Source organism: Sphingomonas sp. SORGH_AS_0950, assembly GCF_030818415.1.
Taxonomy (GTDB): Bacteria; Pseudomonadota; Alphaproteobacteria; order Sphingomonadales; family Sphingomonadaceae; genus Sphingomonas.
In genome coordinates, this window is sequence record NZ_JAUTAE010000001.1 from 449113 (window position 1) to 460946 (window position 11834).

The following is an 11834-nucleotide window of genomic DNA, read 5'->3' on the forward strand; positions in this document are numbered from 1 at the left end:
CTCAGCCTCCCGCCCGGTCGTCGAACCGGGGCGCGCGCCGGAACTCGTCCCGGCCGAACGGCCGGTCGTAGAAGACATAGCCGTAATAGAAGGATCGCAGACGGGCATGAAAGGCGCGGATGCGATCCTGATAGGCCAGCTGCGCGGTCAGGTCGGTCCGTGCCAGCCGGGTGAGCAGCGCCTGCACCCCGACCGAGGGCAACACCCAGCCAAAGGCGCGGCCCGCCCGGTCGCGCCGTTCCAGCGCGGCGCGATAGGCCCGCACCTTGGGCGCGACGCTCTCGTCGCCATTCTGGTGGAAGGCGAGATACCATTTATAGTGGAAGTCGCTCCCCAGCGGCGGGGAGTCCGCCAATTCGGGATGCGTGGCATAGAAGCGGCGCATCGTCGCCTCGCGCGGAATGTCCCAGGCATGGTTGACGACCTCGCGTTGCGCGAGCGCGATCTCGGCACCCTGTCCGACCGGAATGGCGCGATCGATGACGACATTGCCGAGCGTCGGCACGATCAGCACCAGCACCAGCCAGGCAGCCGCCAGCGTCGCGGCATTGGCGACCGAACTCCACCGCAACCGCCCGACCAGCGCGGCCAGGCCGATCCAGAACAGCAGATAGGCGACGATCACGCCCAGCACGAGCAGGACGACGTCGATCGCGACCCCCTCGACCGCCGCCGCCACCGCGAACGGCAGGCCGAGCGCGGCCCATAGCAGGATCAGGCGCAACCCGGTCCTCCGCCGCCATAGCGCTGCACCACCGCGCGGCAACGCGTCGAGCATGCGCTGCCGCCCGGCCTCCCGCTCGCCCGACACCAGATCGTGGAACAGCGCGATCACGAACAGCGGGGCAAGGAACACCAGCACGAAGGCAAAGTCGAACCGGCCGGGCAGGGCGACCTCGGGATTGAAGGTGTCGCCGTCATAGATCTGCGCTTCCAGCCCCAGCGCGCGGACGCGCAGGATGTAGGGCGCGACGTCGCGCATGCCCAGCGCCGAGAAAGCCAGCGGCGCGGGCGCGTCCCAGGTGGCGTGAAAGCTGTAATAGGCCGCGCTTCCGGCGTCCCTGGTCCGGACGACATAGTCGGCGACCGCGCCGATATCCTCGGCCTGGGCGGGCGGAATGGCGGCGATGGCGGCCCGCTGGCGAGCGACCTCGGCCATGCCCGTCCCCAGCGCGGCGATGGTCAACAGCGCGAGCAGCGCCAGCGCGAGGACGCTCAGCCGCTGGCGCTGCAACAAGCGAAGTTCGTGCCGCCACAAGGTCATCGGCGCGCTCCCAGTCGGCGGGTGGCCAGCCCCAGCAAGGCCAGGGCGGCGATCAGCCACAGGCTCAATATGGCGAGGCCGGGCAGCGCGGCGCGTGCCAGCGTCGCATCGGTGGGGGCGATGAAATGGAAATCGGGGATCGCCCGCCAATGCGCGCCACCGATCCGCTTGCGCCGGTCGGCCCCCGCATCGGTGGCGGTATCGTCGGCATAGCTGACATCCTGCGCCTGCATCCGGTTCAGCCGCTGGACCAGCGCATAGCGATAGACCTCGGCCTGTTCGAGGAACCGGCGATGCGCGGCGAAGTCGGTGCCGGCCGCCGCCATCGACAGTCCGCGCAGCGCGATGGCGGGGCTGAGCAGTCCGGCGGCGTTCACCAGTCCATTCTGCCGGGCCTGCGCGGCGAAGCTCTGCGCGGCATAGCGGTCGAACAGTTCGGAGGTCAGCCGCTCCCCCTCCAGCGCGAGCAGCCCCTTATAGTTGACCGGCAGATCCTCGACCCGCTTGACATGGTAGCGATCGAGCAGCGCCTGCTTGAACTGCGCGAAATGGGGATCGTCGGGATTGTGGCTGTCCCCCATGCGCCGCAGGTCGCGCCCGATGGCGACATCGGTCTGCAGGCGGTTCTGCAAGGGCACGGCCCCGCTCGCCAGGTCGGGCACGGCACGGGGCAGCAGCACCGTGGTCACCGCCCACAAGGCGACCAGCACCAGCAACGCATCGCGGCTGCGGCGGACCCAGGCCGAGACGAGCAGGATCAGCACGACCCACAGGCCCAGATAGAGCAGATAGCCCAGCGCGATCACCAGCATCGGCAGGCCCAGCGCGCCCGGCTGTCCGGCGATGACCAGCAGGCCGAGCATCGCCGGTGCGGCGGCGGCAAGCGCCACGCCGCCCAGCGCGAGCAGCTTGCCCGCCACCACCTGTCGCCGCGACGCCCCCTGCAACATCAGCAGGCGCAGCGTGCCGCGCTCCGTCTCGCGCGCCAGACTGCCGAACCCGAGGAAGATCAGCAGCAGCGGGGCGACGATCTGAAGCACGAAGGCCGGGGTCAGCTGGCCGAAGCGGATCAGCAGCGAGCTTTGCCGGACATCGCCGAAATTCGGGCTATTCTGTCGATGGCCCTCCAGGAACATGCTGTTGCCGGTAAAGGCGTCGACACCCGGATCGAACGCCGCGAGCGGGCTGAGCGGACGAAAGATGAAATGGCCATAATGGACCATCCGGTGCGGATGCCGGTCGGGCTGCGCGTCGAAGGCGTGTTCGGCCTCATGCTGATGCCGCTCGCGCAGTTCGGCGACGCCGCGCTGGTGCGACCAGCTGCTCGCGACCGCCACCAGGGTCAGCAGCACGATCAGCGCAAAGGCGATCAGGGCGACACGGTTGCGCAGCATCAGCCGCAATTCGTCGCGTGCGATCAGGCGGACGATCCTCATGCCGCGATCCGTTCCCCGCTCACCTGGAACCGGGCATGGAGCGCGCGCACGTCGAACCGGTCCGGCCCGTTCGCCGTCACCCGGTGGGTGACCCGACCGGCCTCCAGAAAAGCGATGTCGTCGGCGACATCGGCGGCGCTCAGCAGATCGTGCGTCACCATCAGCACGGCGGTGCCGCGTTCGCGCACGGCCGACACCAGCGCGTTGAAATCCGCCGTGGCGCGCGGATCGAGCCCGGAGGTCGGCTCGTCGAGCAGCAGGACGGGGACGGCGCGGAGCAGCGCCACGGCGATCGCCACCTTCTGCCGCATGCCCTTGGAGAAACCGACCAGCCGCTGGTCCCAGGCGCGCTCCTGCAACCCGGCGGCCCGCAACGCCTCGACGATCGCGTCGCGACCCTGCCGCTCGCCGCTCAGCGCCAACAGGTAATCGGCATTCTCGATGGCCGAGAGATGCTCGTAGAGCGCGACATTCTCGGGCAGATAGGCGATGTGGCGACGCGCCGCGTCGGGGGCCGTGCCGGGATCGACGCCGCACACCGCGATCCGCCCCGATTGCGCGCGCGTAAAGCCGAGCAGGGTGGACAGGGTGGTCGACTTGCCCGCGCCATTGCCGCCCAGCAACGCGGTGATGCTGCCCGATCCCACGGCCAGGGACAGCCCGTCGAGAACGCGATGATCGCCATAGGCGACCGACAGGTCCTCGATCAGGATCGGGGCGGATGGTGGGAGCGACATGGATACCTCGATGCTCGGATGTCCGGCACCTGTGCACCATGCGCGTGGCAGAGACAATATATCATGAAAAATCGGTCATGCAGCGCGTCCTGGCGCGCGCGGCCATGCCGTCGGTAACGTTGGGCAAGGAGCCGCCGGCATCCCGTGTCGCGGGGATGCCGGCGGAAGGGATCACTCGGCGGCTTCGAGCAGTCGCTCGGGCTTCAGCGCGCGGCTAGAGCCGCCGTCGACCGCGACCGGCACCGATCCGGCGATCGTCGCGCGGCGCAGGTGGCGCTTCTGTCTGCCGAAATCCGCGATCGCACGGTGCTGGGTCGCACGATTGTCCCAGATCGCCACATCGCCCGGTTGCCAGCGCCATCGGACGGTGTTTTCCGGTTTGGTGATCTGATCCTGTAGGATCTGGAACACCCGGTTGGAATCGTCACGGCTCAGTCCGACGAAGCTCTTGACGAAATTGCCCAGCAGAAGCGCCTTTTCGCCCGTCACCGGATGGACGTGCACCACCGGATGTTCGGTCTCATAGACGGTGGAGGCGAATATCTCGCGGTGGCGGCGGATCGCCTCCGACGATGCCTCGGGGCTGGCGGTGGCATAGTCATAGGCATTGGTGTGGACCGCGCGCAGGTCGTGGACCAGGGCCTTGAGCGGGGCGGACAGACCTTCATAGGCGGCGACGGCATTCGCCCAGAGCGTGTCGCCGCCCGCCGGCGGGATCACCAGCGCGCGCAGGATCGACGCGGCGGGGAAGGCGGGCAGGAAGGTGATGTCGGTATGCCATTGCGACGCCGCCTCGCCCTCGCGCGAGTTGAGTTCGAGCAGGAAGCGCGATCCTTCCGCCACCGGGACGGTCGGATGCGCCAGCGGTTCGCCGAGCCGGGCGGCAAAGGCCTCGTGCGCTTCGTCGTCCAGCTGGGTCTGGCCGCGGAAGAAGATCACCTTGTGGCGGCCGAGCGCCCGTTTGATCGCATCGACGGTCAGGTCGTCCAGGTCGCCGGACAGGGCGACGCCCCGGATCTCCGCGCCGATCCGCCCGGCGACGGGGACGATGTCGAGCGGGCTCTGCGCGTCGGCGGCGTTATCGAATTGGTGTTGGATCACGGTCATGTCACACACTCCTTCAGGCTTCGACGGGAACGGAGGCCGCGCGGGTGTCGAGCGCGCGGCGGATCGCGGCGTGGCGGGTCTGGTCGAGCGGGAAGTGCCAGATCAGCGCAGCCGAGATGATGTGCGCGGCGGCGGGGCCGAGCGCGAAGACGTATTTCAGGGCCTCCAGCGCGGCGGGCGCGCTATGCCCTCCGGGCCGGAAACCCACCCAGGCGAGGAGCGGGAGCGCGAGGCCGATGCCGATCGCGGGGCCCGCCTTGGACGCCAGGCTGAAGACGGAGAAGAACAGGCCGGTGCGATTGTGCCCCGTCGCCAGTTCATGGGCATCGGCGACGTCCGCGACCATCGCGCGCAGCATCAGGTTGCCCGAGCCCTGGGTCAGCCCCTGCGCCACCGCCAGAGCGACCAGCAGCCACAGCGTGTCGGGAAAGACCGCGAGCAGGCCGATATTGATCGCCGCCTGCACCAGCTCGCCCGTGATCGCCGTCTCGCGCTTGCCCAGCCGCCGCCCGATCGCCAGCCAGAGCGGCCCGGCGACGACGCCGAAGACGAATTGCAGCAGGTACAGGCCGCTCGCCCATTGCGCCAGACCCATATAGCTGATGCAGAAGAAGGCGATCAGCCCGGCGCGGATCGACTGGCCCGCGGTCACCGCCAGGTCGGAGGCGAGCACGCGCAGGAGCAGCCTGTCTCGAAAGACGATCGTGGCCGTCCGCCAGAATCCGATGCGGTGATGCGACTGGCTCGGCAGCGCGGGCTCAGGCAGCGCGGACAGGGTCAGGAGGAGCGTGGGCAACAGCGTCGCCAGGACGAAGGCGCCCGATACATGGAGCTTCGCGTTCGGCGCAGCCGCGCTTCCTCGATCCATCAGCGTCGGCAGGACCAGGATCAGCAACAGGCCGATCGACCGCAGCACCTGTTGATAGGTCATGATGCGGGTGCGCTCGTGATAGTCGCCGGACACCTCGCCTGCCCAGGCCCAGGACGGCACTTCGATCATCGTCCATCCGATGGTGTACACGAACAGCGTCGTCGCCAGATAGAGTGGCCCGGGAGCCGTTGGCGGGAAGAAGAGGGCGATGGACGCCAGCCCGAACAGGAGCCCGCCGCCCGCGATCCAGGGTTTGCGGCGACCGAAACGGGTGCGGCTGCGGTCGCTCAGGGCACCGACGATCGGATCGGTGACGACGCTCCAAAGGCGGACCAGGAACAGGATGATCCCGAGCGCGGCCAAGGGAATGCCGTAGTGACTCGCATAGATTTGCGGGACGAAGAGGGCGATCGCCAACTCCGCACCCCAGGCGGGAACCTCCAATGATCCGAAGGCGCTCAGCCGTGCCGCGCCGTAACGCTGGCGTGGTGCGGCAAGGGGTGCCGCCGGTCGGGACACGGGGTGATCGCGTTCGATTGCGGGCAGGGGAATGCTGGCCATCGCCGTCTCCGTCAGAAACGGACCTTGAGCGTCGCGCCATAGGTGCCCGGATCGCCCAGAATGGCGGAGACGAGCCCGTAATTGACGACGTTCAAGGTCTGGAAATAGTCTTTGTCGAACAGGTTGCGCGCCCAGACCGACAGGTCGTAGCGGCCGTCTTCGCCCAGCCGGACCCCGGCGCGTGCATTGACCAGGCCATAGCCGGGGACCAACCCGTATCGGCTGTTGCTGGCGACGGTGTAATAGGAGGAGCGGTACGACCAGTCGCCGTGCAGATAGGCCTCCGCACCCCCGCCGATCGGGCGGGTGACGTCGCCGCCGACCGAGGCTGCCCATTTCGGCACGCCCGCCAGCCGCTGGCCGGTGAAGTCGCGCGCGGGTGAGCCGCCGGGATTGGCGGCGGTCGGGTTGAGCGCCTCCACCGGGGTCGGGCCGTTGGGATAGTCGCGATAGGTCGCGTCGGTATAGGCGATCGAGCCGGTCAGGCTCAGCCAGTCGGCCGCGCGCACCGCGAGATCGCCCTCGAACCCGCGCGAGCGGACCTTGGGGATATTGGCGATGTAATTGATATAGGTGTTGGTGCCGACCACCTGCTGGACGATCGTCGTCTGATAATCGGTGACATTGGTCTGATAGGCGGCGAGGTTCAGCGTCACGCGCCGGTCGAGAAACTGGGACTTCAGCCCGACCTCGAAATTGTCGACCGTCTCGGTCCTGACGATGGGATCGACGCCGCTGGGCAGATTGGTGAGGTTCAGCCCCGGCGACTTCGCCCCGCGCGAATAGGTGGCATAGACCAGCATGTCCTCGCCCGGCTTCCACCCCAGCGTCGCCAGTCCCGAGACGCTGTCGTCGTCAGTGTCGACCGAAAAGGCCTGGTTCGGGACCAGCGCGTTGCGGATCGCCGCGACGCGCGCGATCTGCGCCGCGGTCAGCCCGGTGGTCGGCTGCGCGAAGAGGCGATCATTGGCATAGCTGCCCCATTTCTCCTCATGGGTGTAGCGCAGGCCGCCGGTCAGGCTGAGCGCGGGGCTGATGTGCCAGGTCGCCTGGCCGAAGACCGCGCCGCTCTTGGTATGTGGATCGGACCGGTAGGCGGACAGCAGGCCGTTGGTGGCGATGCTCGCCACCGTCTGATCGTCGGTCGGAAAGAGCGCGAGCGCGGCATCCGACCCGAATTCGGTGCGGCCATAGCCGCGCACCACCTGCTGGAAATAATAGACGCCCAGTACCCAGTCGAGCGCGCGCGAGCCGGTCGAGGCGAGCCGCAATTCCTGGCTGAACTGGCGCTGGAAGTTGAGGATATGCCCCTGCGTGTTGATCGACAGCGCGGTCAGGTCGCCGTCGTTGCGCGGAAACCAGTTCCACTGCCGGGCCGCGGTGATCGACGTCAGCGCAGCGCCGCCCAGATCGTAATCGACCTGTCCCGACACGCCCCAGGTGTCCATATTGGCCTGGAACGGCGAATTGGCATCGGTACGCCTGGCAAAGGGATCAAGCGGTAGCGGCGTATAGTTGGGAAAGCGTGCCAGCCGCTGTTCGAAGTTGTTCGCGATCGCCCTGCCATTGTCATAGGTCGCGAAGGTCCGCACCGGCAGGTTGATGCAGCAGGACTGGTCCTGCTGCCCCCAGTCGCCGATGATGCGGATGGTCAGCGCCGGGGCCGGGGTCAGCAGCAACTGGCCGCGCACCGTCGCATTCTCATAGTCATGGACGCGGCGGCGTGTGGTCGTGTCGTAGAGGAAACCGTCGCGCGTGGTATAGGCGGCGCTCAGGCGAAAGGCGGCCAGGCCGTCGATCAACGGGCCGGTGACCGAGCCGCGCAACTGCCGATAGTCGTAATTGCCGATATCGGCCTGGCCATCGGCATGCCATTGGAATTGCGGCAGGCGGCTGGAGATGTTGATCGCGCCGGCGGTGGTGTTCTTGCCGAACAGCGTGCCCTGCGGCCCGCGCAACACCTCGACCCGGTCGAGATCGACGAGATCGAACTGGCTCTGCCCGACGCGGCCGTAATAGACATTGTCGATATAGACGCCGACGCCATTCTCCAGACCGTCATTGGTCAGCGCGACGTTGGAGCCCAGCCCGCGTATATTGATGTTGGTATTGCGCGGGTTGAAGCTGAAGACCTGAAGCGACGGCACCAGCTGCTGCACCTGGTCGAGCCGGTAATCGCCGCGCAGGCCGAGTTGCTCGGCACCGACGACGCTGAGCGCGATCGGGACGTCCTGGGCCCGCTCCTCGCGCCGCCGGGCGGTAACGACGACGTCGCCGGACCCATCGGGCGCGGCTTCGGGCTCGGCATTCTCGGTGGCCCCGCTCGCGGGCACGGCATGGCTGGCGAGAACGACTTGCGCTCCGGCACTGGACGGCATCAAGGCCGTGGCGGCCAGCAACAGGCAGCGGCGCTTCAGGACAAGCGTCATCGCCGCCGGAAATCCCCTTTTCATGGATTGGCTTTCTTATGGTTCTGGCAATGGGACCAAGGCGCGGGCATCGGCCGCCGACGCACGGATGGCATCGAACCCTTGCCGGTCCCGATCATGGTTCAGAGGTTAGAGGCGGGCGCGACTGGCCCGCCGCACAGGCGGATCGTGACAGCGGTTCGAGGTCATGGACGGCTCCTCACCGGGCACCACACGGCGCCACGGGTCAAAGCCTACCAAATCGATGGGAGTTGCGAGAAAAGCATATATTGCCGGGCGGCTAGGCGAGCTATCGGCGTCGATGAGACAGGTTATGACGATCGCGACGGCCCCGGATTCTCCGTCGACCGGCGGAAACGGCGGGAAGGCTCAGCGCCGAAGCGCGAAATCGATCGGGACTTCGACGGTCACGGGATCGCCGGGAATGCCATCCTCGACGGGCGGCACGGGGGAGGCGCGGCGGGCCGTGGCGCACGCTTCCTGATCGAGCAGCGGAAAGCCGCTGCCGTGGATCAGCTCGACCGCCGTCACCTCGCCGGAACGGCGCAGGGTGATGGCGATGCGCGCGACGCCCTGCTGGCGGGCCGCCTCGGCCTGGCGGGGATAGTGTCGGTAGCGCTTGAGATGGCCGAGCAGCCTGGCGCGCCAGTCGGCGGCGGCGCTGGCCGATGACGTTGGGCTGGTGGGCGTGGCCGGGGCGGATGCCGGGGGCATGGCGGGGCCTGCGACCGGGGTCACCATCCCCGTTGCCTGAGGCTGGAAAGCGGGGGCAGGCGGCGAAGCGGGCATGGCGCGGGCAGGAGAGATCGGGGCAGGAGAGATCGGGGCAGTCGGCGTCGGGGCGCTTGTATCGGTCGTCGCGGGCGGTAGCGGGGACTTTGACTGTGACCGGGGCGGGGAGGGGGAGGTGCTGGGCTCCACGACCGGCGCGAGTGGAATGGACTGGGCGAGGAACACCGCCGTCTGTCCGGCATCGACCGAGGGGATCGGCGGTGCGATCCACCGAATGCTGAACAGCAGCGCGCCGACCATCATGCCGACCAAGAGCGTCACGGTGCCGAATGCCCGCGCCTGGACGGGCTGGCGGTAGCCGCTTCGGTCTCGTCCGCCGCTAAAAGCCATGTTCCAGCCTGATGCTCGCAGCGGTGCGGCGGAAGGAATAGAGCCAGTCGACATTGCTCGTCACCCGGTTGTGCTGAAGGAGGATATTCGGGGTCAGCCCGGCGAGGCGCAGCCTGGGCAGGCGCAGCACGGCGGTCAGGTTCGTCTCGCGGTCATGACGCACCGCGCCCAGCAGATCGCTATAGCCCCGATGATCCCGCTGGCGGACGGAGCCGATCAGCGTCAGGTCCGCCCAATCCGAAAAGCCGTGCGCCACGCCCATCCGCGCACCGACATGGCGATAGGCATTGGCGCGGGCGGCGGCCTGCTTGTCGCCGCCCTCCACCCCGCCGAACAGCGTCCATCCGCCCCGAAGCGACAGCCAGAAAGTGGCATTGGCTTCGTTCAGGGCGCCATCCAGATCGTCATGGCCACCGCGGTAATCGAACTGCCGCCGCCCCAGCTCGACACGGATCGCGGTGCTGGGCGACGGACTGACCATCGCCTCGGCGCGAAGGCCCGGCGCGGCGTAGAGCAGGCGATGGCCGAACGCCGCGAGGTCGAAGGTCGGCGACAGGGTCAGACTATATCGCGCGGTCTGATGATCATAGCCGATCTGCGCGCTCAGCGTCGCCTGGTCATAGGTGCCATGGCCCGGCCAGATGTCGCCATAGAGAAAGGCGCGGGCGAGCAGCCCACCCTGTCCGCCAAGCGGTATCCGGCGGCTGGCATTGCCCTCGACATTGACGCCGACCGAGGCGATGGCGGGTGGCAGGGTCCGGTCGATCAGGCAGCGGCCGTCCTGGCCGATCAGCAGGCAGGTCTGGCTGGCCGAGGTCTGGTTCAGGTTGCTGCTGTAACCCGGCCCCAGCGCGATCATCCCCTGCCAGCCGCGTCGGCGGTCCAGCACCGAGAGAAAGGTGTCGACTGAGCGGCGGACCCCGGCGGCCCGCTCGCCCTGATCGGCGAGCTCGGCCCGGATGTCGCGGAACAGCGTGCGGGCTTCGCGGTCCTTGCGGTTCTCGAACAGGACGCGACCGAGTTCGAGCCGACCGGGCAGGAAGTCGGGCTGGATCGCCAGCAGCGCGCGATAGGCCCGTTCGGCCTCGCCCAGCCGCCCCTCGCTGCGCGCCAGTCCGCCCCGCGCCCAGGCGACGAGCATCGGATCGGGATTGGCGAGCGCCAGATAGGCGGGCAGGAAGCGGCGCACATCGGGCCATTGCCTGCGCGCGACCGACAGATACAGCGCGCGGCCGAGATCGTCAGGATTGTTGGCGACGCTGTAGGTCTGACCATCGATGGTGATGCTGGTCGGCCGATCGCTCGCGTCGATGGCTGCGCGTTCGCGGGCGGTTGGGCGGCGGTCGATGCCGGGGTCGAGGCGAAGGCGATCGTCTTCGCTACGCGCGGTCTGGGCATGGACGGCGCCCGACGACAGGAACGCCGACAGCGAGAGAAACCCGAGAAGGAGGATATGGCGCATAGGGGCTAGGCAAAGCCGGGGCTCCCGCAAGGGAGAGACAGGAGCCCCGACCCTTGCGTCAGTTCTTCGTGCCGCCGAAGGCGGTGTCATGCTGGCGCGCGCCGTCGAACTTGACGGTCCCGGCCAGTGCCGCCGCATCGGCGCCGAAGAAGCGACCGCTCACCGCGCCGCCCGACGCAACCGTTGTTCCCGACTGGGTCGCCGCGCCTCCATTGCCCGAGAAGCTGGCCCCGATGATCCGCGCCGTGCCGATATCGACCCCCGCGCCGGTCGACGCGTTGGACAGGCTGCCGCGCAGCGTACCCGACGTGCCCGAGCCGAAATTGGCGGTCAGGGTGCCGGTCAGCGCGCCCTTGTTGCCATAGTCGCTGATCCCCTTGACCGTGTAGGTCGCAGTGCCGCTGGTCGGGACGGTCGTGCCGCTGGTGTTGCCGACATAATAGACGGTGTGATCCCCCGCCGAGGCATTGCCCGTCTGCGACCATTCGCCGAACCACAGGTCCGCCGAACCGACCCGCGCGAAGCGGAAGTCGCCATAGCTGCTATGATCCTGGGTGTTGCTCGTCGCCATGTTCAGATGACGCACCCCGTTCAGATCGGGCACGGCATAGAGGCTGAGCCCCTGAAAATCGACGCGCCGTCCACTGGTACCCGGCACGCCGATCCCGGCCCGGCCCGCGACATGGGGGCCACCGTTCACATCGCTGACACCCACGGTCACCTTATTGATATCGCTCGATCCTCCGGCGAACTGCGCCTGCGCCGCGCCGCTGGCCAGGACGGTGGCGAGGCCGGCGAGAAGGATGGTCTTCATCTGGATGGAGGTCATGCTATTGCTCCTGCGG

10 protein-coding genes are annotated in these 11834 nt (G+C 68.2%); 1 reads left to right on the plus strand and 9 read right to left on the minus strand.

Annotated elements, in window-relative coordinates; genetic code table 11:
- Position 1: 1 nt before the first annotated feature.
- The 7 genes from QE385_RS01805 to QE385_RS01835 all read right to left on the minus strand — a co-directional run bounded on the left by QE385_RS01805 (position 2) and on the right by QE385_RS01835 (position 9146).
- Entirely contained in the window at positions 2–1264 is a 1263-nt protein-coding gene (locus QE385_RS01805; RefSeq protein WP_307098483.1) for a DUF3526 domain-containing protein, read from the minus strand.
- Positions 1261–2700 (minus strand): DUF3526 domain-containing protein, encoded by a 1440-nt coding sequence (locus QE385_RS01810; RefSeq protein WP_307098485.1) that lies wholly within the window; start codon positions 2698–2700, stop codon positions 1261–1263. Before QE385_RS01810 ends, QE385_RS01805 begins: the two co-directional genes overlap by 4 nt.
- Positions 2697–3437, minus strand: a complete 741-nt coding sequence (locus QE385_RS01815) for an ABC transporter ATP-binding protein (protein ID WP_307098487.1) — start codon at positions 3435–3437, stop codon at positions 2697–2699. Before QE385_RS01815 ends, QE385_RS01810 begins: the two co-directional genes overlap by 4 nt.
- A gap of 171 nt (positions 3438–3608) precedes the next feature.
- On the minus strand, positions 3609–4544 hold the full coding sequence (locus tag QE385_RS01820; RefSeq protein WP_307098489.1) for a TauD/TfdA family dioxygenase: 936 nt from the start codon (positions 4542–4544) through the stop codon (positions 3609–3611).
- A gap of 13 nt (positions 4545–4557) precedes the next feature.
- Positions 4558–5976, minus strand: coding sequence for an MFS transporter (locus QE385_RS01825; RefSeq protein WP_307098491.1), 1419 nt, complete (start codon positions 5974–5976; stop codon positions 4558–4560).
- Positions 5977–5987: 11 nt separating this feature from the next.
- A complete protein-coding gene (locus QE385_RS01830; protein WP_307098493.1) occupies positions 5988–8429 on the minus strand; it encodes a TonB-dependent receptor in 2442 nt (813 codons plus the stop codon).
- A gap of 345 nt (positions 8430–8774) precedes the next feature.
- On the minus strand, positions 8775–9146 hold the full coding sequence (locus QE385_RS01835; RefSeq protein ID WP_307098496.1) for an energy transducer TonB: 372 nt from the start codon (positions 9144–9146) through the stop codon (positions 8775–8777).
- 46 nt (positions 9147–9192) lie between these two features.
- Here QE385_RS01835 and QE385_RS01840 point away from each other — a divergent pair, with 46 nt between their 5' ends.
- Positions 9193–9495, plus strand: coding sequence for a hypothetical protein (locus QE385_RS01840; protein ID WP_307098498.1), 303 nt, complete (start codon positions 9193–9195; stop codon positions 9493–9495).
- Positions 9496–9516: 21 nt separating this feature from the next.
- Here the strand turns inward: QE385_RS01840 and QE385_RS01845 are convergent, their stop codons facing one another.
- On the minus strand, positions 9517–10989 hold the full coding sequence (locus tag QE385_RS01845; RefSeq protein ID WP_307098500.1) for a porin family protein: 1473 nt from the start codon (positions 10987–10989) through the stop codon (positions 9517–9519).
- A 58-nt stretch (positions 10990–11047) separates the two neighbouring features.
- Positions 11048–11818, minus strand: a complete 771-nt coding sequence (locus tag QE385_RS01850; RefSeq protein ID WP_307098501.1) for a Slam-dependent surface lipoprotein — start codon at positions 11816–11818, stop codon at positions 11048–11050.
- Positions 11819–11834 lie beyond the last annotated feature (16 nt).

Coding starts and splice junctions, on each gene's coding strand:
- QE385_RS01805 (WP_307098483.1), bottom strand. CDS start 1,264: ATGACCTTGTGGCGGCACGAACTTCGCTTGTTGCAGCGCCAGCGGCTG.
- QE385_RS01810 (WP_307098485.1), bottom strand. CDS start 2,700: ATGAGGATCGTCCGCCTGATCGCACGCGACGAATTGCGGCTGATGCTG.
- QE385_RS01815 (WP_307098487.1), bottom strand. CDS start 3,437: ATGTCGCTCCCACCATCCGCCCCGATCCTGATCGAGGACCTGTCGGTC.
- QE385_RS01820 (WP_307098489.1), bottom strand. CDS start 4,544: ATGACCGTGATCCAACACCAATTCGATAACGCCGCCGACGCGCAGAGC.
- QE385_RS01825 (WP_307098491.1), bottom strand. CDS start 5,976: ATGGCCAGCATTCCCCTGCCCGCAATCGAACGCGATCACCCCGTGTCC.
- QE385_RS01830 (WP_307098493.1), bottom strand. CDS start 8,429: ATGAAAAGGGGATTTCCGGCGGCGATGACGCTTGTCCTGAAGCGCCGC.
- QE385_RS01835 (WP_307098496.1), bottom strand. CDS start 9,146: ATGGTGACCCCGGTCGCAGGCCCCGCCATGCCCCCGGCATCCGCCCCG.
- QE385_RS01840 (WP_307098498.1), top strand. CDS start 9,193: ATGGCGCGGGCAGGAGAGATCGGGGCAGGAGAGATCGGGGCAGTCGGC.
- QE385_RS01845 (WP_307098500.1), bottom strand. CDS start 10,989: ATGCGCCATATCCTCCTTCTCGGGTTTCTCTCGCTGTCGGCGTTCCTG.
- QE385_RS01850 (WP_307098501.1), bottom strand. CDS start 11,818: ATGACCTCCATCCAGATGAAGACCATCCTTCTCGCCGGCCTCGCCACC.